Source organism: Succinimonas amylolytica DSM 2873 (assembly GCF_000378405.1).
Lineage (GTDB): Bacteria > Pseudomonadota > Gammaproteobacteria > Enterobacterales > Succinivibrionaceae > Succinimonas > Succinimonas amylolytica.
In genome coordinates this window covers 547,990-574,792 of the sequence record NZ_KB899636.1, presented here as the reverse complement: position 1 = coordinate 574,792, position 26,803 = coordinate 547,990, and the positions used below count along the sequence as shown (strand labels likewise).

23 protein-coding genes are annotated in these 26,803 nt (G+C 45.3%); 5 read left to right on the top strand and 18 right to left on the bottom strand.

The genetic code is table 11. The features are described from left to right. Positions 1 to 131 precede the first annotated feature (131 nt). The 15 genes from F557_RS0102540 to F557_RS0102470 are packed head-to-tail and all read right to left on the bottom strand — an operon-like array spanning position 132 to position 13,358. Positions 132 to 758, bottom strand: coding sequence for a pilus assembly PilX N-terminal domain-containing protein (locus tag F557_RS0102540; protein ID WP_019000685.1), 627 nt, complete (start codon positions 756 to 758; stop codon positions 132 to 134). Continuing rightward, a complete protein-coding gene (locus tag F557_RS0102535; RefSeq protein WP_019000684.1) occupies positions 748 to 1,527 on the bottom strand; it encodes a type II secretion system protein in 780 nt (259 codons plus the stop codon). Before F557_RS0102535 ends, F557_RS0102540 begins: the two co-directional genes overlap by 11 nt. Then, positions 1,527 to 2,198 (bottom strand): type IV pilus modification PilV family protein, encoded by a 672-nt coding sequence (locus F557_RS20905; RefSeq protein ID WP_019000683.1) that lies wholly within the window; start codon positions 2,196 to 2,198, stop codon positions 1,527 to 1,529. Before F557_RS20905 ends, F557_RS0102535 begins: the two co-directional genes overlap by 1 nt. After that, entirely contained in the window at positions 2,189 to 2,656 is a 468-nt protein-coding gene (locus F557_RS20900) for a prepilin-type N-terminal cleavage/methylation domain-containing protein (protein WP_019000682.1), read from the bottom strand. The genes F557_RS20905 and F557_RS20900 overlap by 10 nt, the downstream gene beginning before the upstream one ends. Before the next feature lie 8 nt (positions 2,657 to 2,664). Continuing rightward, on the bottom strand, positions 2,665 to 3,363 hold the full coding sequence (locus F557_RS0102520; protein WP_019000681.1) for a prepilin-type N-terminal cleavage/methylation domain-containing protein: 699 nt from the start codon (positions 3,361 to 3,363) through the stop codon (positions 2,665 to 2,667). An 18-nt stretch (positions 3,364 to 3,381) separates the two neighbouring features. After that, positions 3,382 to 3,915, bottom strand: coding sequence for a hypothetical protein (locus F557_RS0102515; RefSeq protein WP_019000680.1), 534 nt, complete (start codon positions 3,913 to 3,915; stop codon positions 3,382 to 3,384). Between the two features lie 2 nt (positions 3,916 to 3,917). Further along, positions 3,918 to 5,147, bottom strand: a complete 1,230-nt coding sequence (locus F557_RS0102510) for a type II secretion system F family protein (RefSeq protein ID WP_019000679.1) — start codon at positions 5,145 to 5,147, stop codon at positions 3,918 to 3,920. Further along, a complete protein-coding gene (locus F557_RS0102505; protein WP_019000678.1) occupies positions 5,147 to 6,907 on the bottom strand; it encodes a GspE/PulE family protein in 1,761 nt (586 codons plus the stop codon). Before F557_RS0102505 ends, F557_RS0102510 begins: the two co-directional genes overlap by 1 nt. Further along, entirely contained in the window at positions 6,904 to 8,199 is a 1,296-nt protein-coding gene (locus F557_RS0102500) for a tetratricopeptide repeat protein (protein WP_019000677.1), read from the bottom strand. The genes F557_RS0102505 and F557_RS0102500 overlap by 4 nt, the downstream gene beginning before the upstream one ends. Continuing rightward, a complete protein-coding gene (locus F557_RS0102495) occupies positions 8,196 to 9,101 on the bottom strand; it encodes an ExeA family protein (protein WP_019000676.1) in 906 nt (301 codons plus the stop codon). The genes F557_RS0102500 and F557_RS0102495 overlap by 4 nt, the downstream gene beginning before the upstream one ends. Positions 9,102 to 9,105: 4 nt before the next feature. Next, on the bottom strand, positions 9,106 to 10,788 hold the full coding sequence (mshL, locus tag F557_RS18510; protein WP_019000675.1) for a pilus (MSHA type) biogenesis protein MshL: 1,683 nt from the start codon (positions 10,786 to 10,788) through the stop codon (positions 9,106 to 9,108). Beyond that, a complete protein-coding gene (locus F557_RS22560; protein ID WP_169335152.1) occupies positions 10,775 to 11,095 on the bottom strand; it encodes an MSHA biogenesis protein MshK in 321 nt (106 codons plus the stop codon). Before F557_RS22560 ends, mshL begins: the two co-directional genes overlap by 14 nt. A 19-nt stretch (positions 11,096 to 11,114) precedes the next feature. After that, positions 11,115 to 11,747: a hypothetical protein gene (locus F557_RS0102480; RefSeq protein WP_019000673.1), complete on the bottom strand. Its 633-nt coding sequence runs from the start codon at positions 11,745 to 11,747 to the stop codon at positions 11,115 to 11,117. Beyond that, on the bottom strand, positions 11,744 to 12,376 hold the full coding sequence (locus tag F557_RS0102475) for a hypothetical protein (RefSeq protein ID WP_019000672.1): 633 nt from the start codon (positions 12,374 to 12,376) through the stop codon (positions 11,744 to 11,746). Before F557_RS0102475 ends, F557_RS0102480 begins: the two co-directional genes overlap by 4 nt. Continuing rightward, entirely contained in the window at positions 12,363 to 13,358 is a 996-nt protein-coding gene (locus F557_RS0102470; protein ID WP_019000671.1) for a hypothetical protein, read from the bottom strand. The genes F557_RS0102475 and F557_RS0102470 overlap by 14 nt, the downstream gene beginning before the upstream one ends. A gap of 434 nt (positions 13,359 to 13,792) precedes the next feature. On the opposite strand from F557_RS0102470, the gene F557_RS18505 reads away from it, so the two are divergent. The 4 genes from F557_RS18505 (at position 13,793) to F557_RS0102450 (ending at position 18,791) form a co-directional block, all read left to right on the top strand. Then, a complete protein-coding gene (locus tag F557_RS18505) occupies positions 13,793 to 14,587 on the top strand; it encodes a single-stranded DNA-binding protein (RefSeq protein WP_019000670.1) in 795 nt (264 codons plus the stop codon). 99 nt (positions 14,588 to 14,686) lie between these two features. After that, positions 14,687 to 17,530: an excinuclease ABC subunit UvrA gene (gene uvrA / locus F557_RS0102460; RefSeq protein WP_019000669.1), complete on the top strand. Its 2,844-nt coding sequence runs from the start codon at positions 14,687 to 14,689 to the stop codon at positions 17,528 to 17,530. Positions 17,531 to 17,566: 36 nt separating this feature from the next. Then, positions 17,567 to 17,974 carry a DUF2750 domain-containing protein gene (locus F557_RS18500; protein WP_019000668.1) on the top strand — a complete coding sequence of 136 codons (408 nt, stop codon included), beginning with the start codon at positions 17,567 to 17,569 and terminating at the stop codon, positions 17,972 to 17,974. A gap of 229 nt (positions 17,975 to 18,203) precedes the next feature. Further along, on the top strand, positions 18,204 to 18,791 hold the full coding sequence (locus F557_RS0102450) for a hypothetical protein (RefSeq protein WP_019000667.1): 588 nt from the start codon (positions 18,204 to 18,206) through the stop codon (positions 18,789 to 18,791). A gap of 95 nt (positions 18,792 to 18,886) precedes the next feature. Here the strand turns inward: F557_RS0102450 and metH are convergent, their stop codons facing one another. Both metH and F557_RS0102440 read right to left on the bottom strand, forming a co-directional pair. After that, positions 18,887 to 22,564 carry a methionine synthase gene (gene metH / locus F557_RS0102445; protein WP_425425331.1) on the bottom strand — a complete coding sequence of 1,226 codons (3,678 nt, stop codon included), beginning with the start codon at positions 22,562 to 22,564 and terminating at the stop codon, positions 18,887 to 18,889. Between the two features lie 59 nt (positions 22,565 to 22,623). Continuing rightward, positions 22,624 to 23,544, bottom strand: a complete 921-nt coding sequence (locus F557_RS0102440) for a homoserine O-succinyltransferase (RefSeq protein ID WP_019000665.1) — start codon at positions 23,542 to 23,544, stop codon at positions 22,624 to 22,626. 757 nt (positions 23,545 to 24,301) lie between these two features. On the opposite strand from F557_RS0102440, the gene F557_RS0102435 reads away from it, so the two are divergent. Beyond that, on the top strand, positions 24,302 to 25,576 hold the full coding sequence (locus F557_RS0102435; protein WP_019000664.1) for a hypothetical protein: 1,275 nt from the start codon (positions 24,302 to 24,304) through the stop codon (positions 25,574 to 25,576). Positions 25,577 to 25,869: 293 nt separating this feature from the next. On the opposite strand, the gene F557_RS0102430 is transcribed toward F557_RS0102435, so the two are convergent. Further along, positions 25,870 to 26,415, bottom strand: a complete 546-nt coding sequence (locus F557_RS0102430) for a P-loop nucleotide/nucleoside kinase family protein (protein WP_245539379.1) — start codon at positions 26,413 to 26,415, stop codon at positions 25,870 to 25,872. Positions 26,416 to 26,803 lie beyond the last annotated feature (388 nt).

The following is a 26,803-nucleotide window of genomic DNA, read 5'->3' as shown; positions in this document are numbered from 1 at the left end:
TTATAGCATATATAACCGGTGATTTTAATTATTTGCCCCCGCCGAAAAAGCAATGTATTGGCATGGCTTCGAACGAACTTAAAGCGCCCCCGGCAACAGGCGGAGGCAAGAAGACTGTTACTGGAAAAGATTCAGTTTATCCGGCTACCGGAGTAGCGCAAATCGGTAGCCGTAATCTCAGCCTTTCTGATAATGGTATACACGTCATCGGACCGGCCGTTGTCATCATCAAGAATGGGAATCTGACAGGAAGCTTCGGACGTTACGGTGTACTCTATACGAGAATCAAGAGAAACCGTGCTGTCTCCAGGACTGAGATAAGCCAGATCCACGGCCTCCACAGTAAGTCTGGAAAGCCAGCACTGAGAATAAAGATCCTTGCAGAAATATGTATTGGAACCTGCGGCAGCTGCATTGCAGTTTCCGAAAACTCCGCTCTCCTTTTCAATAAAATCGTATGAAGCGTGTCCGGAGGTTTTAATATCGTTCCTGATGGCCTGCCATACTCTACTGTAGCCCTCGGTGTTTTCAGAATACGATTTTTCCCGTCCTAGCGAAAACAGGGAGGACATACCGTATTCCAAACCGCTCTCAGCCATAAGCTTCGCCTGACTTCCCAGAACGGCATTAAGCTGAACCTGACGATCCTGAATCAAAATCTGTCCGAGAACAGCGGCGATCCCGGAAAACACCACTAGGACAAAAACTGCAGTTATCAGCATAGAACCGCGGGAAAAAGAACAGGACTTATAGTACATTTTCCGCCTCCAGAAGCTGCTCCACGCTCATTGTTTCGCTGTCAGTTTCACTGAAAAGAGCCATAAAAACACTGTTAAGATGCGAAGCATTCTGCTGTCCGGAACTGCCTGGAACCTCAAAAAGAAGCTTCTTAACCTTGTTCCTTCCATCTGCATTGATAGTGGCAACAGAGGCACCCCGATGATACAAAAGATATCCTTCAGAACCAATAGAATAAGACACCTGACTCCAGTCATTCATCAGGTAAAGCCTATTCAGCCCGGAATCCACATCCAGACCGGAAATATCGAACCTGATAAAATTTCCTGATGCGGCACAGTCTCCCCCGGAAATCTTTTTCTCAGAAAGAGAACCGTCACTTTTCAGTATCCCGAGAATACTCACCCGGTCCTGGTGGGAAGAAGCGATACTCTCGCATGTAAAACCGGTCCCTTTCGAGGGAAAAACATAGGCATATTTCAGAGCGGAAGCCGAATCCTCCGAAACTCGATACACCCTTAAAACATAAAGAGGAACCCTGAAGCTTAAAACTCCGTTATCATGTTCGTCTTTGGATATGGAAACCTGATAAGGAATGCTTCCCTGGACTTCCCGCGAAATTCTTTCTGTGACATTTCTGGTAAACTGTGCCAGCGCAACCCGTGCAGAGGACTCTGCCATCAGCAGTGCCCCCTGGGATACAAATCCCGCCACACTGACCACGGTAATACCCATTATCACCATGACAATTACAATTTCTATAAGAGTGAAGCCCGATTTACCGCGCATCAGTAATTCCCCCGCAATGCCGACAGGCGATATACCCCGCCCCGGGGATCCAAGACACTGGCCCGAATCTCTTTAAAGGCAAAACCTCCTACAGCGACCTGAGAAACCCGAACTGTTACGTAATATCCGGCATATCCGGCATCGGGCAAATCCTTCTGAACTGATGCCTTCCACTCACTGTAGTTTTTTCCCAGGAAAAAATCTGCCGGTACCCCACTGCAGGAATCAAGCCCGTTGCAGAAGTCAGGACTAGCATACATCTGACAAGCAACGCTACCTGTTTTAACGGCACATAACCTAGAAGTATCATAATCATCAATATCATTAAAAACAGATGAATACTGCGCTGCTCTTTCCTCAGGGGTATCAGGACCGTAGCCACTCTCGGCGGTACAGGATCCAATATCACAAAGCCGTTCCCCTCCGGAAACAACAGTCTCTCCACAACGGCATACGCCTCCATGATGGTCAGAATTCTGATCGTACTCCTGCGCTAGAATTTCCCGAAAAACCCTTTCCGCAAGAAGCGAGGATTTCACCTCAAATACAGGATTGGCCGATGACACGGCAAATGAAAAGAGAATACTGGTAATACCGGCCACAGCAATTCCCATAACCACAATGCCGATAACCAGTTCAACGAGAGTAAAGCCCTTGGCTGCTACTTCCATGCGATCCCTCCCTCCGGATATACACGAACCGCACAGCTGCCCGCCCCCTGAGACGGTCTGAAAGAAAACTGATAGTATCCAGCCTCCTTCAGCCCCAGGGTTGTATTGCCCTGATGAACTTTTCCGAGATAGTCAAAACCAATATAGCCATCGGTATCTGCCACGACCCGATCCCCCCCTCCGATACCATGCCACGTAGCCGGGGTGTTGGAGCAGTCCAGCCCGATGCAGTATCCAAAGACACCATCTCTGTTGATAAAAAACCTCACATCAGGACTGCTGCCCTGATTCATATTGATGGACTGAACTGTAGCCAGACGGGTTGCGGCTTCCCGGCATGAAACGTACTCCTGACCGTTGGCAGCTGTCAGCTTCGCGGTGGCTGCCACTGCCAGGATTCCGATAAGAACCAGCACTGTCACCAGTTCAACCAGAGTAAAACCGGAACTCCGCCTCATAGATTCCTCTAATTGGCACTGCTGTTTATATGAGGCTGCACCAGCCCAAGAGAGGGAATATAGCTGAAGCTCATGTAGCGATCATGGTTATCAGCGTCCGGAGCCTTGTAGGAACCAGTGTCCCCCTTCTCCAGGGAAAGCACCAGATAATAACGACAGATCCCGTACCCAGATACCGTAGATCCGTCCACTGCACCGGTACTGTAGGTTACAAAATACTTATAGTCAATGTCATCACTGTTAAGAGCATTGATATCTCCGGTAATACGGGGCGGATTCTGAAGCATCTTCTCCCAGATATTAATGCAGTTTGCCAGATTATTGGGAACAGCAAAGCCACTGGCACTTTCATCAGTAATAGTGGAAGGCTTGGTTGCTCCTGCGGTGGTCGCCATAATCGGATATCCCGGACTCATGGTACCGTCATTGATTTTAGTGTTTGTAGGAGTGGTCAGATAGAATCTGGTTCCGTCATAAAGGGTGCTGTTGATATTGTTTACCTTCTGCCGACCTTTGGCTTCCCACTGGGCGCGAACCAAAAGGATACCGGTGGCAAAATTGCCGGCAATCCCCTCGACGCTAGCTTTTTTGGCCTCTTCAGTCACATCAAGAAAACGCGGCAGAGCCGTAGCAGCCAGAATACCGAGAATAACAATTACAATAATCAGTTCAATTAAAGTAAAACCTCTGGTTCGATTTCCAATCATAACAATACCCTACCAAGCTTATTCGGCTAAGAATTTATTTACAGAACCGTCAGAATAATTATAAACGAATCCGGATACGTTTGTAGTGAACACACACTCATTTTTGTCAGGGTTTGACCTCACCATAACCTTAGCGATAAAAAGAGACTCATCACGTCCCAACAGGCCAAGCCAAATCAGCTTGCAGGGTTCCTGCCCATCTCGGGAAATACCCCTGACATCCATCGGCCAGCCTTGCGGACTCATGACATACACCACTCTGTCGGGATTAAAGCCCAATCGGCTTTCATCGGCCCCAGCATAGAGATTTACCCATGAAGGAACCTTCATGTTCTTTCTTTTTCCGTCCTGGAGCCACAGGCTGTGAAGAAGCGCCAGACGTTCTCCGAAATTATGAGCCACAGTATCCATGGAGGTTTCCAATGTCCGATCCGACTGCGGGAGGATAAAATTGCTCACAAAAATACAGACAACCAGAACAATAACCGAACAGACCCAGAGAAACTGCCAGATTTTCAACAGTTTTTCGTTACTGTTATCCTCCCTGTTCATAACTATTTACCCTGCATGGCTCCATACATATCCCACATAGGTGTAAAGATACCCAATGCCAAAACCCCCACTAGCAAGGCCACAAAAACCAGCAGAAGGGGTTCAATCTTGGAAGTCAGAGCCTTCAGATCATAATCAACCTCCCTTTCGTAATGGGTTGCCGCCTCCAGAAGAAGCTCGTCTACGCGGCCGGTTTCATCCCCTACCGCAAACATCTGAAGCACCAGGGGAGTAAACATGTTGCTCTGCACAGCAACTGTAGCAAGTGAGTTTCCGTGCTCGATTTCCCGTCGCATGACATTTACCCGCTCTTCCAGGAATCTGTTATCAATAGCACTGGCCACCAGCGTGAGAGCCATATTAAGCTGCACACCTGCTCGCAGCATCAGTGAAAAGCTACGGCAAAAACGGCCCAGAAGAGCCCGGCGCAGAATAGAACCGATAACCGGAATTCGGAGCTTCAGACGATCCCACTGATAACGCACGCTTTTCACCCGTAGCGCCCGACGGATCACAAACGGAAGCGCCACTACAATTCCAAGCATATAAGGCCAGTAACTGACAAAAAAAGCCGAAGTGCCTATAAGAATCCTAGTAGTCAGCGGCAGTTCTACACCGAATTTTGCAAACATGGTGCTAAAAACCGGAATCACCCAAATATTCAGGATGGTGATGGCCACTCCTATAAAGATAATAACCATAAAGGGATAACGCATGGCACTGGAAATGCGCTTTCGTGTTTCCTGCTCCAGACTGAAATATTCCGCCAGTTGGTAGAAAACGTCCTCAAGACGTCCGGTGTTTTCACCTACATTAATCATGGAAACAAAAAGAGAATTGTAGATTTTTGGCTGATCGCTCATCGCCTGAGTCAGAGAACGGCCTCCTATCAGATCCCGGTTCAGAGCTGTCAAAGACTTTTTAAGGCCGTAATGATCAGTCGAATCTGCCAATCCTCCGATCGCCCTGATTATAGGAACTCCGGCCTTTGACAGAGAATACATCTGACGGCACAGCATCACCAGCTCCGACAGTCCGACTCTCCCGCGAAGAAGTTCCTTTAAATCAAGGCTGAAGCTAGCACCGACAAACCCCCGGGACTCCTCGATGGAAATAGGCATCAGCCCCATGCGTGATACCTCGTCTATGGCATCCGCCTCTGTCTGAGCCTCCACCTTGCCGAGCTTGTAGCCACCACCAGCATCCTTGGCCTTATAACTGTACAACGGCATTATTTATTGATCTCCGCAAGCTTCATAACCTCTTCAATGGAAGTAAGTCCCTGCTGTGCAAATTCATAGGCCATCATTGCCAGAGGCTTATAATTCTCCGATTCTCTGGCAGCAATGGCAAAACCTTCATTATCATTGCGTCTCAGAGCATCCATCATATTCTGATCAAGCACCAGAAGTTCAAAAACACCTACACGTCCTTTATATCCTGTAAAATTGCAGTACTGACAGCCCCGCCCCTGATTTCCCATCCGGAAATGCTCTTGTTTCTGCTGCTCCACCGGAATTCCCAAAGCATCCTGAATAAAGTTCATCTGTACCGGATCTGGCGGACACTCCGCACTGCATTTGGGACAAATTCTACGCACCAGTCTCTGCGCCAAAACAGCTCTCAGGGATCCGGCCACAAGATATCCCGGAGCCCCCATATCCATAAGGCGTAACGTACTGGAAATAGCATCGTTAGTATGCAGTGTTGACAGCACCAGATGACCAGTCATTGCCCCGCGAAGGCCAATCTCGCAGGTTTCCTGATCTCTCATTTCCCCGACCAGAATTACATCCGGATCCTGTCTAAGACAAGAACGAAGCACTGTATTGAAATCCAAATGAATTTTTTCATTTACCTGAACCTGAGTGATCCTGGGAAGACGATATTCCACAGGATCCTCAGCAGTAATAATTTTCACCGAGGGATCGTTAAGTTCATTGAGAGAGCCGTAAAGAGTGGTGGTTTTACCGGATCCTGTAGGGCCCGTAACCAGAACCATTCCATGAGGACGATGCAACTGAATGCGAAAACGATTTAGAATGTCTACCGGCATTCCGGTTTTATCCAATGACAAAAGGCCGTTTGACTGATTCAGAAGTCGCATTACCATTGATTCGCCATACTGTGTCGGCAATGTGGACAAACGCACGTCAATATTCTTGCCAGAAATAACCACCGGAAAACGCCCATCCTGAGGCAGACGCTTTTCAGAAATGTCCAGGCCTGACATAAGCTTAAGACGAAGGGATATCGCCGGGGCAATTTCTACATTATTGAGAACCTGTTCCCGAAGGCTTCCGTCAATTCTTTGTCGAATACGCAGAACATTCGCATCAGGCTCTATATGAATATCCGAAGCTCCGGAATTAATGGCGTCCTCAAACACCGAACGCAAAAGATTAACCACCGCAGCATCTGAACCGCCCTCCTCTCCGAGGGTTTCAATGGTATTTATTTCAAAAGGGTTCTTAGTAACCTGTGTCTGCAGCTGATCCGCAAACTTGGCTATGGCATCCGTATTCCTGTAAAACATGGAAATACAGCGGATGACCTCAGCCTCCGGAGAAATGACAAAATCAACATCGTACTGATTAAGACGATCAGATATTTTGTCACGTGCCGGGTAGTCCAGGGGATCCGAAAGCGCCACCGTAATAACATCACTTCCTGAAATTGGATTGGTGTTGCGGGAAATGGCCAAAGCATGGAGAGTTCTGGCCATGGCTTCCGGCAAGAGCTGTACTGTACTGGCATCGATATTAATCTTGGACAGGTCGTCAAACACTGTCATATGCAGCTGTTGCCCCAAAGCCTTGCAGATATCGCTCTCGGAAGCCAGTTTCATTGCCACCACGGCCTGTCCCAGTTTCATGCTGTGGGCACGGGAGTAGGCCAGAGCCTTGGTCACATCCTCATCGGTGATAACTCCGGACTGTACCAGCACATCTCCGATTCTAAGTCGTTTCTGCTGAGGTTTGCTTTCTGTCATTTTTTTCCTCCCAGCACACCAATTCTCTGCTCCGCAAAGCTACGGGACTGGGCACTAAGATAAAGAGCCGATGCCTTACGGTATGCATCAAGAGCTTCTCGGACCTTTCCGGTTTCCTCCAGCGAAATAGCCAGTCCCAGGTACCATTTACCATCCTGTTTTTCGGCACTGGCCAGCTTCTGATAAGCTCTTATCGCTTCAGGATAATCGTTATTCTTCCGAGCCAGCCCGGCTAAAGTCGCATAATAATCCATGTTACCGCGAGCCGGAGGATTTCCCTGTCTCAGTACCTTAATAGCCTGAGAATCCTGCCCCTGAGCTGAATAAATACGTGCCAGATAAAGACGGTAGTCATAATGGGCAGGATCCAGAATAATACCCCGATCCAGAGTCTTAATGGCATCAAGAGATCTCCCTTTTCCATAATAAAGGCTGGCCAGCTTTTCTCGGGTCCTGCTATCTCCGGGATTCTTTTTAAGAAGCACCTCGTAGGACTTGATTGCTCCGGTATTGTCCCCTCGAAGAAGAGAGTTTTCTGCCTCCTTTCTGAGAAGATCCGCCTCTTCCTTTGGTGTTAGTTTTTTCTGCTTCACCCTCATAGAAGGAGAATTTCTTGCCTGTACCCGCGGTTCCTCAACAATCACAAAATTCTCCGGAGCATTGTCATCGATTATAATTTCCGGAGAAGCAATATCGGCAATCTGTACACCGTCAGAAACATCCGGAATTACTTTTGAAGTCCGGACTGCACCGGAATGAGCAGAAATTCGTTTTTCAGAGGCATTTCCGGGATAACGCACATCTTTTGCCAATGAAGAATCCAACGGCTTTCCACTGACTTCTCTAGCGGGCTGAGCTCCAGGAGCAGAAACCGGAACAACTCCGCCGGTTTCCTGATTAACTGCGCCTTCAGCCAAAAGCATCAGTTCCACACTGTCGCTGCTTTGTGCCGGAGCTCCCCTGTCTTCGTTTACAGTCTCAGAAGACTGCGCAGTCTGGTCGGCTCCTCCTTTGGAGATATTACTTCCCGGAGAAACACTTACCGAAGTACCGTCTGAAAGACCAATAGCGGTCTGCCCCGCCTCAGTGCTGCCAGTAGCAGGAACTTGCTGCTTTCCGAAGGTGTAATAAAAATAGCCGGCAACTCCTGTCAAAGCCACCACTGCCATAATTCCAGCACCTGCCAAAGCCGGGAAAAAAGAAGATTTCTCTTTCGGCGGTACATACTTCCCGTACTGTGCCCCCCTTTCCCTTTTATCCAACTCGGAAAGGGCTTTATTTATAACACTCATTCAAACCCTCCACTGGAAAGTATCACCCCGCCAATTACAGCCAGCAGTAAGAAAGCTCCTAACGATATGTACAGCAGCATAACAGACTTATTATTCCTTACATCTACAGTATCAAGAGCCGCTTCCCGCACCATGGCACTCGAAATGTCATGCACCCCATAACCGTATGCCAGCATCAGACTTTTATTGGCAATAATGTTTATAAGCCGGGGAATCCCCCCGCTGAACCTGAATATGTCTCTGGACGAACGATGGCCGAACACCGGCTTTCCGGAATATCCCGACTTCTGCATGCGATAATTAAGATAAGCCTCCGTTTCATCTTCAGTCAGAGGACGCAAATGATATGAAAAGGCGATTCTCTGCCGAAGCTGTCTGAGATTCTGCTTGTCAAGCATCTCATCCAACTCCGGTTGACCAAAAAGAACTATCTGAATAATCTTGTCATGCTCGGTTTCAAGATTTCCGAGAAGCCTGATAGCTTCCAGGGTATCTTCTGCCACAGACTGAACCTCATCTATAACCAGAACCGTCCTCCGTCCCGCAGCGTGAATTTCAAGAAGCTTTCTGTTGATATCGTCATTAAGCGAAAGGGTAGTGCAGTTCGCCGTATTGATATCCAGTTCTCTGGCAATGGAAATCTTGAATTCGTCAGGACTCAATACCGGATTTGGAATATATACCAGTTCAAACTCGTCGGCCAGCCTAGAAAGAAAAAGCCGCAGAACCATAGTTTTACCGGTTCCCACTTCACCGGTAATCTTTATAAACCCCTCTCCTTCGCGAAGAGCCTCTTCAAGAACCTGCACCGCCTCTTCATGAGGAGGAAGTCCGAAGTAAAGACTGGTATTTGGGGTCAGTCCAAAGGGCTTCTGTTCCAGGCCAAAAAACTTTTCATACATAAAATCAGTCTGTACCTTGCATTACAAAGCCCCGCGGCTTATCCTCCGCATTATCTGGATACCATTTTTCCAGAAGATCAGTACTTCTCTTAATTTCCTGTCTCCAGGTATCTCCGCCTACAACTACCGGACGAAGAAGAATTACCAGTTCCGACTTGTTGTCATAGATAGAGCGGTTCTTAAACAGCTCTCCCACCAGAGGAATATCTCCAAGCACTGGGACCTTTGATTCCTGAGTTCCCTTTTCATGTCTCATCAGACCGCCAATCAGAATTACATCGCCGGACTGAGCTTCAACCACAGTATCGGTCTCCCGGACATCCGAAGTAGCCAGAGGCAGTTCCATATGCTTGCCTTCTCCAAGATTAATAGTCTTATTATCATCCTGAACACTGATTACTGCTGGATGAACATGCATCAAAATCCGGCCGTCATCACTTATCTGAGGCAGTACATCCAATGACACACCACTGAAGAAAGGCGAAAAATCAAAAGACGAGGAAACAATGTTATTATCTGAATTGGAGGTACTGGAATCCGTACTTATATCGGTGAGATAGTAGGAATCCTTGCCAATCTTCATCACAGAGCGCTGATTATTAAGTGCTGTTATTCTCGGACTGGACAAAGTGGTAACATCCCCCTGAGTCTGAAGCAGATTAATGAGCACGGAATAGCGCTTGTCTGACATGCTGAACTGAAAGCCACCTCCCAGAAGAGAAAACACGCTCCCTTCTATATGACTGGTGCTGGCAGCGCTGTTTCCCAGGCCCTTCACGTACTGAGAATTCGGATTACCCAGTATCAGACTCCAGTCAATTCCCTGAGCATAATCTTCATTAAGATGAACTTCCAGTATTTTGGCCTCAATTACCACCTGTCTTCTGAGTGCGTTTTTAGTCTGATTAAGGTAATCACGGACATTTTGAATTTCAGAGGGCATGCCTCTGACAGTCACCGTGGCAGCCTGCGGATTCACACTGACCACCCGCCCCTCCCCGCTGCCAAGGATCTTACCAAGAGTCTTTTCCAGTTCCGTCCAGAAATCGCTCTTGGAATTGGTGCTTAAAGAAACCCCGCTGGAGCTGTCGGAACTGTCACTGTCAGAAGAACTGTTGGATGAGGAAGAATCTGATGAGGAGGAGGAATCTGAACTGGAATCTCCGTCTCTGAGGGAATTATTGCTGATAGATACGGAAGTGGTGGATTCCCTGGTTAGGAGCATATAATCCACCGGAATGGTTTCGGTATGAACTCCGGCAGGGTAGACAAAATAAATTTTACCCTGCTTTTCAGCACGATATCCGTACATTCTGTATACTGCATCAAAAACCTGATCAACAGTGACATTGTCAAGATTCACAGTAATGGTGCCAGAAACATCCGGATGTACCACCACGGAAGCGCCTGAATTATCCATAAGCCTTGCAAAAAATTCCGCTGCCGGAACTTCATTTGCCGCCACGCTTATCCTCTTGGAATCTTCGGCAAAAGATTCATTCTGAACTGGCAGATCAGGATTAAGTTCATTGAGAACCTCTTCCGGCACCGCAAGCTTTGCGGGAGCCCTGGTAGCATTTATCAGTTCCTCCTTAATTTCAGTCGGAGCCGGATGCCTGTAGGTACAGCCAGATGTTAGAGCCAGCGCCACGGACAGCGCCAGAACCGAGAATTTATTTATCTTCATTTTTAGTCTCACGTCTTCCGGAGGTATAAAGCGATAACTCAAGTCTTTCATCTCCCTGCGGCGCTATCATGATAGCACTGCTTTTGGTTAAGGATATCAGAACATACCCCTGACACTTTTGCCCCAAATAACAGGTCTGTCCGCTTATAACAGCACGAGCCCTGCCATTTCCCCGCATTATGGCCTGTAGCTTCAGACTGCCCTTTCCTGTATTACTGGCCGCAGTCTGCACTGTTCCGTACAAAGGTGTCGTTGGATCTCTCAGCACTCCTGCTTCGGCTGCTCCGAAGCAGAGATACGCAGTCACTGTTAATACCAATGATAATTTAACCACGAATAAAGTCCCTATTTATACTGAGCGTGTATATTTCCAGAACCGCTTCCGCTTCCGGATATTTTGTTACCCTGTAATCGAACGATTTCCAGAAAAAGCTGGTTTTCATGGCTTCTAAACCTTCAAGATATCTCATGATATCCATGTATCTGCCGTTCAGAGTAATAATCACTCCATGCTGGTACAGCTTCACATCATCCTTATGAAACAAAAGCCGTGGAGGAACCGATTCCGTTTTTGTAATTTTCACCGAGGAATTCCCGGACAGCACCCCTGTCAGAATTCCCGCCATTTGAGAAGCACTTATCAGATTCATCGTTTCCCTGTCGAGACTTTCATCCAACTCGGCAAGAATCTTCTGATACTCCTCTTTTTCACTGCGAAGAACATCATTAGGATTCTGAGTAAGCATCCCCTGCCACTTGGCAAGCTCCTCCTGAACTTCAGCCAGTTCGGCGCCCCTGGCTCCCATGCTGTCCTGGGTTCTTCTGGTATCCGTTTTATACCTGTCCACAAAAGAGAGATATCCCGGAAAGACAAACAGAGCAACTCCCACAAGACACACCAGTATCCGCTCTCGCATTGAAAGGGAAGCTACCTTTTTCTGTAGATCTCTGTAGCTCATTTTTCGGATTCTCCGTTATCTTCGGATTCCTTTCCGCCTACAGCTTCAGCATCGGACAAACTGAAGTGCAGTATCCCGGTTTCGCTGTCGGTGTAAATCCTGAGAGCACCAAAGGTCACATCTTTCATATTCTCATTAACTCCAAAACGCGAAACCAGTTGCGGCACTGAATCTGATCTGCTGGCAATACCAGATATATTGGCATTAAGCCCTGAAAGTCTGAAAGAAGTAACACTGATATCAGATGAACTAACCTCAGCAAGACCGTACATAAAACCGGCATAGCCATGACTTTTCAGCTTATCACTGGAACTGATAAGCTCATACATCTTTCGCTTGCTGTCAACGAGAACCTTCAGATCCTGAACTTCCTTCTGAAGAACCTTGTCAAGCTGCTGTACCGCCACTCTGGCCTGAACCTCCGCCAACTGCGCCTGAGTATCGCTTAGCTGTTCATTAAGTTCCTGCTCCTGTTTTTTGATACGCCTGTTCTCCTCACTGGCGTTCATAATCAGAAGAGCTATAATACCGGCCACACAAAGCCAGACAATGATCATGTGCTCAATACTCAGTATTACCTTCTTGGGACGGAATTCCGGACGGTATAAATCAAGTCTACTCCTGCGCACTTTTCAAACTTCCTCCCTTAAGAACTCCGTAAAGGGGAAGATATTGCACCCCGATGTCGCATAGCTCACAAACAGTTTTGTCATCGCACACTGCAAATGACGGCTTAGAATTTTTAAAAAGATGCTTGGAACTCGGAATCACCTCGACATAACGTCTGTTTTCAGCAAGTGTCTGAGAAATAGTCTCCACCTGATCTGTATCCATCAGAATAATCATTTTTGTTACCGGCGGAAGCCCGAGTCTTGCGGTAAAGAAATCATCGCACAGCCGTAGCAGATCCATATCCAGCTGCTCAAGAAGCCCGGTCTCGTTTCCTAAAAGAACATTGCCCTCAAGTCCACGATAATTACGCATAACACGTGTATAGCAGAGTTCACCGTTATAAACACCGTACACCGTAAGATCCTTGCCCTTTTCCATATAAAGAAGCAAAGCCAGCTGCTCCACATACTGTAAAGGAATGGACGCATCCTTTTTTTTAACGGTTTCATACTGATAAAAAGAAATAAAATCGGCCATTGCCAAAGTGCTTATAGAAATGGAATCCAGTATCGCAATACTGTTAATCACATCCGATATAAGAGCAATAAGTCTCTTCTCGGCAAGCACAAAATTCAGCATAGGGTGCGAGGTTTTGCTGGTAAATGCTTGATAGAAATCCCATGTATAATCTCCGATTTTACCGGCAACCGCTCCTTCAAGATCCTTGTACATGGCGATACCATGAAGCTCTTCGTCAGTAAGAGTTTCATTCTGTGGTAGCTGAATTGAACTGGTAAGAGAAACATCCAGTACAGCACAAACCCGATCTTTCGCATGCACTCCGTTTTTTCCAAAAAGATCCTTTATCGCAACGATCCAGTCCTGTGTTGAATTGCAGGCCTTAAAATCCGCTTTTTTCTTGTCACGATTCAGGGAAAGAAACCACACACCGTCCGCTCTCAGGGCGACAGCCACATTCGGCTGATTTTTCCTTGACATAAAATAACCCTATCTCTCCGTTACAAGCAATTGAACTTTAGCACGTCGGAACTATTATTGCTATATCATAAAGTGTCATTTTTAGATCTGCCTTTATGATTTTCCATTTTTCAATACTTACTACGCCTAACCGCCACATATAAACGCAAACCGGAGTTTCATGCCTAAGAAAAATGACTGCTGAAACGATTTCCTGCAGAAAACTTGATGAAAATCTTGATATTTCCTCATAAAACAATAAGAATGATCACCGTTTCCAATCCGGAATTCATCATCCGGACATTATATTCTGTGAATACTTTTATTTTTTGTAAAAATAGTTATAATACAGGAGACATACCGAACGAACTGCCTGTTTCAGGTGCTTCTTTCGGGCAATGGCTGACGGTTTCCGCACGTAATTGCCGTCAGCAGGACGTTATAGGAGATTATTTATGGTACGCGGAGTTAATAAGGTTATCCTTTTGGGAAATACCGCGGCAGAACCGGATTTCCGAGTTTTGTCCAACGGTTCCACCAGCATCGCCACTGTTGGTCTTGCCACCAACGAAAGCTATCGTGATCAGAACGGAAATATAACTGAGCAGACCGAGTGGCATCGGCTGGTTTTCTGGGGACGTACTGCCGAAATCGCCCGGGACTACATGAGAAAGGGTAGCCAAATTTATGTTGAGGGCAAAATCAAAACCCGTTCCTACGAGGATCAGCAAGGAATCAAGAGATACACAACGGAAATTCATGTTACCGAGCTTCACCTTCTTTCTTCTAAGCAACAGGGGAACGGCGGGTATCCAAATGCCGGATTCCCACAGCCTGGTGCTTACCAGAACATGAACGGCTATCCGCAGAACGGAGGTTTTCAGCAGGCTCCGGGCGGATACCAGCAGCAGGGTGATTATCCGCAACAATCGGGAGGAATGTCAAACCAGGGAGGCTACAGAAACAATTCTGGATACCCCCAGAGAGGTGGCTTTGGCTCCCAAATGAACAATTCAGGAGCCGGAAATTTCCGAAACGCCACACCAGCAGGGGCTGTTCCCCTGCCCCCTCCGTCTCAGGAACTTCCGGAAAAACCGGTGATGCCCCAGCCATCCCAGGCAATGCCGAATCCCAGCAGTTTTCAGATACCGGAGAATGCTGGTAACTCTGCCGGAGCTCCTTCCGGAGAACCTGCCTTGTCCGATGATGGCGACAATCGTCCTTTCAAGGATGACGATCTGCCATTCTGAGTTGCCTCAGCTTTAATTGCGTAAGTTCAAAAACGGAGCTCTGGCTCCGTTTTTTTCAGTAGCCTCCCATCTTATACTTCATTGCTTCCAGGAGTACCTATGCCAGCGGAAATTGCTGTTACCGGAGCCCGCACCCACAATCTCCGAAACATAAGTGTAAAAATTCCTAAAAACAATTTTTGCGTAATTACCGGACTGTCCGGGTCCGGAAAATCATCACTGGCTTTTGACACTCTTTATGCAGAAGGTCAGCGAAAATACGTAGAATCTCTGTCCGCTTATGCCAGGCAGTTTCTGGATCTGATGGACAAGCCCGATGTGGACAGCATAACCGGACTGTCTCCAGCAATATCCATTGAACAGAAGGCGGTCTCTCACAACCCCCGATCAACCGTAGGAACCATAACCGAAATTTACGATTATCTCCGGCTTCTGTATGCCCGAGCCGGCATTGCCCGCTGTCCTGAACATCGGTGTGAACTAAAGGCCCAAACAGTGAAACAGATGACTGATGCCATCATGTCCCTGCCACAGGATTCAAAAATCATGATTTTGGCTCCGGTAGTAAGAAACCGCAAAGGGGAATACCGGCAGCTTCTCAGCGATCTGTCGCGACAAGGATACATAAGAGCACGGATCGACGGAGAGAACTGCGAGCTATCCGATCCTCCAGAACTGGAACTTCACAAAAAACATACCATTGAGATAATTATCGACCGTCTTAAAGTCAGATCATCAGCAGAAATCAGACAACGCATAGCAGATGCGCTGGAATTGTCTCTCAAAATGGCCGAAGGTCGTGCCCGGGCTGTATCCATGGATGACTGTTTTCCGGCTCTCGATTTTTCTGACAAATATGCCTGCCCGATATGCAATTACACCCTGCCGGAACTCGAACCTCGAAATTTTTCCTTCAACAACCCCAACGGGGCCTGCCCGGAATGCGACGGTTTGGGTGTAAAGGAAGTATTTATTCCGGAGAGCTTTATTCTTGATAAAGGAAAATCTCTCAACGACGGAGCAATAAAATACTGGAGTCCCTCTTCAAGCTATAATTTTTCCTTTATAAGAGCTCTTTCTGAAAAATACAGGTTCAGCCTTGATGTGCCGTTACAAGATTTACCACTGGATGTCATTCACAAAATTTTTTACGGTTCCGGTACTGACGAAATAAAAATAGCATTCAGCTTCGGAGAAGGAGAATACCGCAAAACTACCGTTTTTGAAGGAATAATTCCAAATTTCACCAGAAAATACAAGGAAGCTCCTGACCGACAGAAAGAAGATTTTGCCAAATATCTCACTGCGCTCCCCTGTGCATCATGCAATGGAGCCCGCCTTAAAAAAGGATATCGTCATGTTTTTCTGAGAGATGTCTCCGGCAGAGAATTTTCGCTTTCAGAACTGGGAAATCAGACTGTCAGAGAAAACCTTGAATTCTTTAAAACACTGGAGCTTTCATCACAGAACCAAAAAATTGCACAACGACTTCTAAAAGAAATATCAAATCGGCTAAATTTTTTGGTAAATGTCGGTCTTGATTACCTCACTCTCAATCGTTCTAGCGAAACTCTTTCCGGCGGAGAAAGCCAGCGGATAAGACTGGCTAGCCAAATAGGCTCCGGTCTTACAGGTGTAATGTACGTGCTGGATGAGCCCAGCATCGGCCTGCACGAAAGAGACAATGAAAGACTTCTGAACTCTCTGTTCCACCTCCGGGATCTGGGGAACACTGTAATTGTGGTGGAACACGATGAAAACACTATCAAAAAAGCCGATCACATTATCGATATGGGACCTATGGCCGGAATTCACGGAGGAAATGTGGTCGCTGAAGGAACAATTGCGGAAATAGTTAAAAACGAATCATCTCTCACTGGACAGTATCTCTCCGGGAAACTGAGCATTCCTATCCCGTCAAGAAGGAAAAACGGCAAGGATTATCTGGTTATTAGAAAAGCTTCTGGCAATAATCTTAAAAACGTAACCTTGAAAATTCCAGCCGGACTTTTCACCTGTATTACCGGTGTTTCAGGGTCTGGCAAATCAACTCTGATAAACGACACTCTTTTTTTGGCCGCCGAAAAAGAGCTCAACGGAGCAGTTCTCGCACACCCTGCTCCTTACGAATCAATTTCCGGACTGAATCTATTTGACAAGGTAATCAGCATTGATCAGTCTCCCATTGGCAGAACACCACGTTCCAATCCTGCAACATATATTGACCTCTTCGGCCCCATCAGAAGCATTTTTGCCGATACCAAGGAAGCCCGGGCCAGAGGCTACCAACCAGGAAGATTTTCGTTCAACGTAAAGGGCGGTCGGTGCGAAGCCTGTCAGGGAGCCGGACTCATCAAAGTAGAAATGAACTTTCTCCCTGATGTATATGTTGAATGCGAAGAATGCCGCGGTAAGAGATATAATCCCGAAACTCTTGATATCGAATTTAAGGGAAAGAATATCAATGAGATTCTTAACATGACAGCTGAAGAAGCCCTAGATTTTTTCAGCGCTTTTCCATTGCTGAAACGAAAGCTGCAAACTCTTTGTGATGTAGGTCTTTCGTACATCTCTCTGGGGCAGAGCGCCACCACCTTCTCTGGAGGAGAGGCTCAGAGAATCAAACTAGCTAAAGAACTTTCCAGACCTCAAACCGGATCAACACTTTATATTTTGGATGAACCTACCACCGGACTTCATTTCCATGACGTAAAAATGTTGCTTTCCGTACTTTTCCGGTTGCGGGATTTGGGAAATACCATTGTTGTTATCGAACACAACATGGATGTGATTAAAAGTGCCGACCATATAGTTGATCTGGGACCAGAAGGCGGAGACCGAGGCGGAATGATTATCGCAGAAGGAACTCCCGAAGAAATTGTAGCAAACTGCCATAAAAACGGATCATACACGGGACAATTTCTCAAAAACTACTTAAAATAGCGCCTTGAAGGTTTCAATAATTACAGAGGATACGCTATGTCTTTCAAACTGGACGACATTCAGTACAATGCTGCATTAAAGCTTAATGCCGAGTACCGATATCATTATTTTGTGGAAAGTGCCAAAAAGGGACTGGAAATTTTTGTGCTAAAAAAAGAGGAAGACGATATCCTCTTTTTGGAAACCGATGAAAATGAGGAAACTATCAGCGTGCTGCCTGTCTGGAGTCATGAACGTTACGCTCTCAACTATGCTGAACACAATGAAATCGCCAGCGGCTATCATCCGCAGCCAATAAGTCTGGCAGTATTTCTTGAAACCTGGCTACCCCAGCTCCGCGCTTCCGGCATCGAATACGCAGTATTCCCGGTTGGAGAAAATGATTGCAACATAGTAACCGATGCCGATCTTCAAAAAGATTTCGATTACGATTCCGCAAAATAATTTCATATCCCTGAAAATATTACACCGCCGTCAATGCACCGGCGGTTTTTTTTATAATCAGAAAGTATTTGCAAAACAAATATCATCACGATAAAAACGGTGCCTTAGTCATAATTCAGATACTAAAACATGGATATGATTCCTGCAAAAAAATAAAATTTTGACAAGAGGATTTCAGTATTAAACATGAATCGGAACTGTTTTATTGTTTCAAAAGGAATGCCTGGCTATGGGGTTATGCAACAAGTTTTTTTCGCTGAAAAATATCGCAGCACTCACGGTTCTGTCTTCTGTTTTTATTCTGCACCCAGAAGCTGTTGCCGGTAGCCATACCGCGGCTCGTATCGATATTCTGAAATCTATGGTTCGAACCATGAGATACACTGCGGATCTTGTTAATGCCAAAGCTGCTGTAAAAGGACACATCGATCCCGATGGCTATTTCTGCCCCAAAGGAGAAGGCCAATCGTGTACTGATGATGAAAAAATCAAAATGAGATGCGGTTTTCCAGATGCCACACCTGACGGGATTATCAGGGCTCTTGATTTCAATATCGGGTTAAAGGAAGATGACAAACCCGAGCCAAATACCAAATGGCTGTATGTATATAAAGAATGGAACAAAGACGCCACGCAGATACTAGTAACCCAGAAGGGATTGCCCATACCGGATGCCTTCCAATCCGAGGATGAGTGGACATATAAAAACATGTGCTATATTTTCTACAATACACCATGCTTTCAGGATCCGACATACTATAAATTTGACGGCAACCTGAAAGGATTGCAGATCCGCGTTATTACCGACGGCTGCTGAACAGAGGTGCTTGATAAGTAGCATATTTGTCCAACGTCCGACGCAAACTCTGGTGTAGTAGTAGCCCTCTGCCTGCCTTGGCTGTTCTTACTTTTTCAGTCAGATATCTTCAGGCTGTCGGGGATATATCCCAAACAGGAAGCAAGGTTTTTTTCCAAGATCGCAACATTTCTGCCAGTACGTCTGCTGTAATCTTCCAGCTGATCTCTGCCTACTCCGCTCACAGTTATATATTCAGCTTCGCTGTTTCCAAAAACATAAGCAGTTACCGAACTTACCGGAAGTGTCATAAAGCTTTCGGTAAGTTTTAGCCCGATTGCAGTATCAGGATGCAGAATATCCCAGATAAGCTGTTTTTCATGATGATCCGGACAAGATGGATATCCCGGAGCCGGACGGATTCCCGGAGACTTCTCCAGAAAAATATCTTCCGGATCTGATGATTCCTGGGAATAGCCCCAGTATTTTGACTGTATCAGATAATGCAGGTAAGAGGCTCCTGCCTCAGCCAATCTGTCAGTAAGCGATTGCAACAGCAATCCGGTATAAATATCATTCTCCGCCCGATACTTATTCAGTAGATCCTCTGCACCTGCATTCACGGCAAAAATACCCATGGCATCATCAACAGTATCAATAAAATCGGCAAGGCACGGGTTCTGCAGCTTTTCTCCTTTTCCAACTGTCTGGGAACGCAAAAAGTTAAATATCCGATCTCCGTCTTCCGTATGAACAGTTACCGTGTTTCTACCAGAACGCTCGGCCGGGAATATACCGAATACAGCCTTTATCCGAAAATCCTGCTGATTTTCCAGTTCGTCCAGAAGAGCATTGGCTTCTTCATAAAGCTTTACTGCAGAAGGATTCTGTTCCGGATGAGACAAAAGCTCACGATAATCCTTACGATATTCCCAAAGATTAAAAAATCCCTGCCACCATATTAACGGTCTTATAGCACTCAACTTCAGTTCCAGAATTTTAATACCTGTAAACAAAGGAAACGCCGGCTTAGATCTGGAAAAATCCGGACAAAAAGCCCTGTGCTCAGCTTCTTCAAAAGACACCGTCTCCATCCTGGCATATTTCAGCTCATGAAGATGTCTTTCAAAGGCATACTCTTCCCTAAGTTTCTTAAGATAGGCCGGTCTGAGATCCGCGGATAATAGGGACTGAGCTACAGTAACCGCCCTGCTGGCATTTGCAACATAAACCACAGGAGAAGAATATTCATGCTCCAGTTTCACTGCTGTATGAGCTTTTGAAGTAGTAGCTCCGCCAATCATCACCGGAATATGAAGCCCCTGCTTTTCCAATTCCCTAACCACATGAACCATTTCATCCAGGGAAGGAGTAATAAGCCCAGAAAGCCCAATAATATCTGCTTTCTCTCTTATAGCAACATTAATGATGTCCTGACACGGAACCATCACACCTAAATCTATAATTTCATAGTTATTGCACTGCAAAACAACTGACACAATATTCTTGCCGATATCATGAACATCACCTTTTACAGTAGCCATGACAATCTTTCCGTTGGAACGCACCGACTTCTGTTCTGACCGAATAAATGGTTCCAAACATGCCACAGCCTTTTTCATGACCCGGGCAGATTTAACAACCTGGGGCAAAAACATCTTACCGGCTCCGAACAGATCACCTACCAGGTTCATGCCATTCATCAAAGGACCTTCAATCACATCAATCGGACGGGGCAACTTTTGTCTTAGTTCCTCGGTATCTTCTTCGATAAACTTGTCTATTCCCTTTACCAGCGAGAATTCTATTCTTTTTTCAGGAATATCATCTCTCCAGGAAAGATCCTCATCCTGAGCATTGGGATTATTCAATTTACCGCCGTTCTTATATTTTTCAGCCACAGCAAGCAAATGATCCGTAGCGTCCGGAGATGTGTTAAGAATTACCGCCTCCACCAATGTTCTGAGTTCTTCGGGAATATCATCATATACAGCCAGCTGACCGGCATTGACAATCCCCATGTCCATACCGTTTCTTATGGCATAGTAAAGAAAAACTGTATGTATGGCCTGTCTCAGAGGCTCATTGCCGCGGAATGAAAATGATACATTGGAAACACCTCCTGAAATTTTGGCATACGGCAGAGTTTCCTTTATGGTTTTAACAGCCTCAATAAAATCTCGGGCATAATTGTCATGCTCCGGAATGCCAGTGGCCACTGCAAAAATATTCGGGTCAAAAATTATGTCTTCCGGCGGAAATCCTACTTCTTCAGTCAATAAACGATAAGCTCTGGTACAGATCTCTATCTTTCTCTCATAGGTATCTGCCTGCCCCTTTTCATCAAAGGCCATAACAACAGCAGCAGCGCCAAATCGGAGAATTTCCCTGGCATGTTCCAGAAATTTAGACACTCCTTCTTTCATGGAAATAGAATTTACTATCGGCTTCCCCTGAACACATCGTAATCCGGCCTGAACAACCTCCCATTTTGAAGAATCAATCATCACGGGTACTCTGGCAATGGCAGGTTCAGACGCTATCAAATTAAGAAACGTTCTCATGGACGATACCGCATCAATCATTCCTTCGTCCATATTGATATCAATAATCTGTGCTCCGTTCTCAACCTGAATTCGTGCAATATCCACAGCCTCTTCAAATTCTCCGGATTTTATAAGACGTCTAAACTTGGCACTTCCAGTAACATTTGTACGCTCACCGACGTTAATAAAAAGCGAGTTCTCGTCAATTGTAAGAGGCTCAAGACCTGACAGCCGGCACGAATGAACAGGTGTAGCCGGCAAAGGACGCGGAGACAGCCCATTAACGGCATTGGCAATAGCTCTGATATGATCAGGCGTGGTTCCACAACAGCCACCAACAACATTAACAAGTCCCTGTTCAGCCCAGCATCTGATAGATGCTGCCATATCTTCCGGTGACAGATCGTACCCCCCGAAGGCATTTGGCAGCCCTGCATTTGGGTAAATCGCCACATAGGTTTCCGAATAACGATTAAGCTCCTCCACATGACCGGTCAACTCCTCGGGACCCAAAGCACAGTTAAATCCAAATGTAAGCGGACTGGCATGTCTCAAACTGTTGTAAAAAGCTTCCGGAGTCTGACCGGAAAGAGTTCTTCCAGAAGCGTCGGTAATGGTTCCGGAAATCATTATCGGCAGTACTGTTTTCTTTTCCTCAAAAACAGCTTCTGCAGCATATACGGCCGCCTTGGCATTAAGCGTGTCAAAAATAGTCTCTATAATAATCAGATCAGCTCCGCCATCAATAAGACCTCTGACAGCTTCAGCGTAGCCAGATTCCAGTTCATCAAAAGTGATGTTTCTTGCTCCAGGATCATTGACATCCGGCGATATGGAACATGTACGGTTTGTGGGCCCGAGTACGCCTGCCACAAAACGTGGTTTTTCTGGAGTCTTTTTATTAAAAAAATCCCGAGCCTCTCCCGCAATTTCCGCAGCTCTGCGATTAATCTCATACGCCAGCTCTGAAAGACGGTAATCAGCTAACGGAACCGGGGTAGCATTAAAACTGTCAGTCTCAATAATATCCGCTCCGGAATCCAGATATGACATATGAATGCTTTTTATAATATCGGGACGTGTAAGGCAGAGAACATCATTACAGCCCTTAAGATCAACCGGACTGTCTTTAAAAAGGGTTCCTCTATAATCATTTTCCGTAAGCCCGAACCCCTGAATCATTGTCCCCATAGCACCATCTATAATCAGGATGCGCTTATTAAGTTCCCGGATAATAGTATCTCGCAATGCATTCACAGTATATTCCCCACGTTTGTTTACCAACAGCAGCCATCAATTAAAATAGGTCAGTCACGCTTAGCACTTATATCAAACGGTGTTGCCTGATAAACATAGTAGTTCAGCCAGTTTGAAAACAACAAAAATCCATGACTCCTCCAGGTGCAGAGAGGCGTTGCCGAGGGATCATTATTGGGATAATAATTCTCAGGAATAATCGGATCTAGCCCAGCATTGATATCACGTCGGTATTCATTATCTAGGGTATTGGCGTCATACTCCGGATGTCCCGTCACATATACCTGTCTTCTGTCCGGAGATACAGCCAAATACACCCCGGTAACATCTGAATCAGCAAGCACCTCCAGATCAGTATTTTCTTCGATAAACCTGGTTTTAAAATCCATGAACCGGGAATGAGGAGCCAGAAAATAATCATCAAACCCCCGGATCAAAGGATCCGGAATTTTAGCGGTACTATGCCGAAAAACACCAGACAATTTTACCTTCCTCAGCTGGGGTTCCAATCCGTAAAACACCTTTAATGCAGCCTGTACCCCCCAGCAATGAAAACTGGTACAGGTAACATGTTCCCGGGACCATTCCATAATTTCAGTAAGGGTATTCCAGTAACTTACCTCCGAAAAGGGAACGTGTTCCAATGGCGCGCCGGTGACAATCATGCCGTCATAATATCTGTCCTTAACGGAATCAAAATTCTGATAATACGTGTCAAGATGAGCTCTGGGAGTATTTTTTGAAATATGATTGTCAATACGCAGCAAATCAACAACCACCTGCAATGGCGAATTCGACAGCTTCCGCATAAACTGTGTTTCCGTTTCAATTTTTTTTGGCATCAGGTTCAGAATCAGCACATGGAGGGGGCGAATATCCTGGTGTACCGCCCTAGTCTCAGTCATGACAAACACGTTTTCAGCAGTAAGGATGGATGCAGCAGGCAAAGCATCCGGAATTTTAATCGGCATATTCTGTCCCCCGGTCTTATTCAGCCATAGGTCAACTGTGATATGATCACAGAGTAAAAAATAACTACTATGGAAGCATTATACACAGAATACGGATGATGAATAATCCCAGTTTTCGGAGCAGACAGAAAGAGTTCTGAATACACTGGCAGCGAGGATTAGTTAGAAACCTGCTCAGTAACTTGGAAAAGGCATTATAAACAGTCTGCTCCCCACTCGCTTTCGGAAACCTAAAGCTCAAAATTCGGTGTTGCTAGTCTGCTGATACCAAGAAATCGCAGTCAGAATAAAACCTTTAACAATGGATTCTAGTTACATAGCCTGCCACAGTACGTGAAACAGCAGCTTGCCAAGAACAGTATTTTCATGTTAGTGCTGAACATATGACCGTCTAACACGTTTTTACTCTTGGATAGTCCCTCCAGAAAATTTGCAAGAATACCGGTTATGACCCGAAGGCTGCGACGAAAATCATGATATTTCTCAAGATTCGGCTAACAAGCTCAGAATCTCCGAATAAAATTAAAGAAAAGAATACATTTTACGCTAACAGTTTTACAATGAAACAGTGCCGGGCTACGTCCTGCTCTTTATCAGCATTTCTCAGCTAAAACATCTCTGAAGTTTCAGAGGAATCCTGAGTATTTGCCGAACAGGCACTCCGCACACAATGATCCGCCTGAAGTGTATCGTGAAAAAATCTCAGAAACGGATTACATAAGCATTCCTCAGTTAAGGAATAACAGGAGAACTTAAAATGTCCCGTCTGCAACTAGCCTTAATCACAGGTACCATAGCTTTTTTCTATCTGGTACTGGCGGTTATCTACGGAAACAACCAGTATATGAATGCCGAGGCCACTGAAATTCTGAAAAACGGATTTGCCGTTCATTACCTTCAGGATGCAAAGAATTTCAGCGACAATAATCTGCTGACTTTAGTCATATCTGCACCGCTTCGGGTTTATGAAAGCGTACTATCCCCATTGCTAGTGCTGATTCTGCTGAGACTTGGATCACTGGGATTTTTATTATGGGCTCTTTATAGCTATGTGTCACGGACAACTCTTGCCTGGACCGTAATAATCTATCTCTTATCACCATGGTTTCTCTACAATACTCATTTCTCCTACACTTCATATATGGAAATTGGAGCAGCACTTTACCTCCTTACACTTGTAAAGCTAAGGAATCGCCCTGAAAGCTTCATGTCCTATTTTATTTGGAGTTCCCTGCATATTTTAGCCATCGGCTGGTGTCTTCACTTTCACTATTCGGGAACCATACTTTGCCTGATATCCATGGCCCTAATGATTAGAAAAATCCTTCACATTAACATTCTGGGATTGATTTTGGGATCGTGTGCTTCGGGATTTCTGATATACCTTGGTGTTGTGGCAGCCAGAACCAATACCGGCATGTATATCACCCATGACTTTCAGGAAGGTTATCCAGGCTTTGGAATTACCCACGTATATCCAATATTGAAATCGGTATTATACTGGCTTAGATTCAGTTCTGCTCTGGGACAGAATCATCTGGTTCTGGAAACAAGTTTTAATTGGATCAGTGCTTCAGAAATTATTGCACAGTTCTTCCGAATAGTCTGGCTGGCAGGGATCTACATCGTAGGACTTATGACCATGCTGTGGAGTGTTTTGGGAAACTGGGCGGCAGTAATAGAAGCCAAAGGATACGTATTCACAAGAAATGAACCGGAGAGTAATTCAGGCTACCTCTCCGTTGTTTCCACATACGCCTTACTGGCAACCACAGTTTTTGCCGGTATAGCGCCAGTACTGCTGTCATCCGACGAACTAAATGTAGTATTCGCCTTCAGTCTTCTGCCAGTATTGCTTATTATTGACAAATTATCAGAAGCAAAACTATCAAGACATCTCCTGATAATGTCGTTAATCACCGGCATTCTGGTTATTATCAGCCTTTTTGGGGCTGTGGAGTCAGGAAATTTCAATGCTGAATACAATTATTATGAGAATGCCAGTTTGTTAGTGGATTCATTCTTTAACTGATAAAATACTGTAGACGTTTGGTGTGTTTATCATTGTTTTTCTCAATATATAATCACTCAACCGACATTACATTGGTCAATAGTTTTTAGAATTACTGACCAATGTCATTTGTGAATGCTCTTATAACAGTCAACACCTTCGCTCATCCGTCACTGCGCCCCTTGTTTTATAATTAAAGACCTCGAGGAGACAAACATAAATGGATTCTGGAACTTTGTTCCGAAAAATCAGAAAAATAAAAAAGGAGTCATTATGTAATGACTCCTTTTTTTGACAACACAGAACAGTGACTATCAGTTCAGGAACTCGGCAATCCGATCTAGAGACTCGTCAAATTCAGCTCCGTTGTTGTTCTTGAACACAAAAACATCACCCACATTTTCGGGCATGGTAAAATTACAACGGGAAATATACTCGTCCCAATGTTCCAACTTCCAGGTATCACGGCTAGAATTTCTCTTGATCATGCGCTGGTGACAAGTTTCCGGAGAAGTATCAACCCAAACCAAAACCAAACGAGCCCCAATCTTGGCAAGTTTTGTTCTCAAATCGGCAATATACGAAGGATCTCTAACCTCTCGGGTAAACGGAGCGTTTATAAGCACGTTATCTTCGTATTCAAGAGCCTCAAAAGCCAAATCAAGAATGGCGTAGTACTCATAGTCTCTGATATGCTCTTCGAAAAAATCAGAGCTGCGGTTGTATTCCTGATTAGCAACCACAAAAATCTGTTTAGAAAGAACAATGAGCGTATCCTTATCAAGATATACAACATGATCTAACTTTTTAGCAATTGCCTTAGATACATATGTCTTACCACAGGCCGGTGGTGATGTCACAAGAATCAAACTCTTCATAATTATGGTCACTAATCAAATGATTTAAATAAACAACTACTGGGACTGCCAACGCTTATAAAATGTTTTGGAAAAATTTCCCTCATAAATCCCGGCTCTACATTTTACCACGTGAAAACGTTTTTTAAAAGAATTCACCATGTTGTGTATTCAAAAACACGACATACTAACTTTTCTCATGAAAAACAGGCACGGACTTTTTAAGAAAAGGAACAAAACCACGGCAAGCAGTTTCCCATATACCTCACTATTTTACATCATATTCGCTAGCATTATCGCATCAATATTTTGTGATATAAAATATATTCACCAATATAAAAATTTCAAGAGAGAATCACTATCAAAGCAGTACAACCAATCCGAATCACTG

Excerpts from the sequence above, each read along its gene's own strand:
- F557_RS0102540 (WP_019000685.1), bottom strand. The coding sequence starts at position 758 with ATGTACTATAAGTCCTGTTCTTTTTCCCGCGGTTCTATGCTGATAACT.
- F557_RS0102535 (WP_019000684.1), bottom strand. The coding sequence starts at position 1,527 with ATGCGCGGTAAATCGGGCTTCACTCTTATAGAAATTGTAATTGTCATG.
- F557_RS20905 (WP_019000683.1), bottom strand. The coding sequence starts at position 2,198 with ATGGAAGTAGCAGCCAAGGGCTTTACTCTCGTTGAACTGGTTATCGGC.
- F557_RS20900 (WP_019000682.1), bottom strand. The coding sequence starts at position 2,656 with ATGAGGCGGAGTTCCGGTTTTACTCTGGTTGAACTGGTGACAGTGCTG.
- F557_RS0102520 (WP_019000681.1), bottom strand. The coding sequence starts at position 3,363 with ATGATTGGAAATCGAACCAGAGGTTTTACTTTAATTGAACTGATTATT.
- F557_RS0102515 (WP_019000680.1), bottom strand. The coding sequence starts at position 3,915 with ATGAACAGGGAGGATAACAGTAACGAAAAACTGTTGAAAATCTGGCAG.
- F557_RS0102510 (WP_019000679.1), bottom strand. The coding sequence starts at position 5,147 with ATGCCGTTGTACAGTTATAAGGCCAAGGATGCTGGTGGTGGCTACAAG.
- F557_RS0102505 (WP_019000678.1), bottom strand. The coding sequence starts at position 6,907 with ATGACAGAAAGCAAACCTCAGCAGAAACGACTTAGAATCGGAGATGTG.
- F557_RS0102500 (WP_019000677.1), bottom strand. The coding sequence starts at position 8,199 with ATGAGTGTTATAAATAAAGCCCTTTCCGAGTTGGATAAAAGGGAAAGG.
- F557_RS0102495 (WP_019000676.1), bottom strand. The coding sequence starts at position 9,101 with ATGTATGAAAAGTTTTTTGGCCTGGAACAGAAGCCCTTTGGACTGACC.
- mshL (WP_019000675.1), bottom strand. The coding sequence starts at position 10,788 with ATGAAGATAAATAAATTCTCGGTTCTGGCGCTGTCCGTGGCGCTGGCT.
- F557_RS0102480 (WP_019000673.1), bottom strand. The coding sequence starts at position 11,747 with ATGAGCTACAGAGATCTACAGAAAAAGGTAGCTTCCCTTTCAATGCGA.
- F557_RS0102470 (WP_019000671.1), bottom strand. The coding sequence starts at position 13,358 with ATGTCAAGGAAAAATCAGCCGAATGTGGCTGTCGCCCTGAGAGCGGAC.
- F557_RS18505 (WP_019000670.1), top strand. The coding sequence starts at position 13,793 with ATGGTACGCGGAGTTAATAAGGTTATCCTTTTGGGAAATACCGCGGCA.
- uvrA (WP_019000669.1), top strand. The coding sequence starts at position 14,687 with ATGCCAGCGGAAATTGCTGTTACCGGAGCCCGCACCCACAATCTCCGA.
- F557_RS18500 (WP_019000668.1), top strand. The coding sequence starts at position 17,567 with ATGTCTTTCAAACTGGACGACATTCAGTACAATGCTGCATTAAAGCTT.
- F557_RS0102450 (WP_019000667.1), top strand. The coding sequence starts at position 18,204 with ATGGGGTTATGCAACAAGTTTTTTTCGCTGAAAAATATCGCAGCACTC.
- F557_RS0102440 (WP_019000665.1), bottom strand. The coding sequence starts at position 23,544 with ATGCCGATTAAAATTCCGGATGCTTTGCCTGCTGCATCCATCCTTACT.
- F557_RS0102435 (WP_019000664.1), top strand. The coding sequence starts at position 24,302 with ATGTCCCGTCTGCAACTAGCCTTAATCACAGGTACCATAGCTTTTTTC.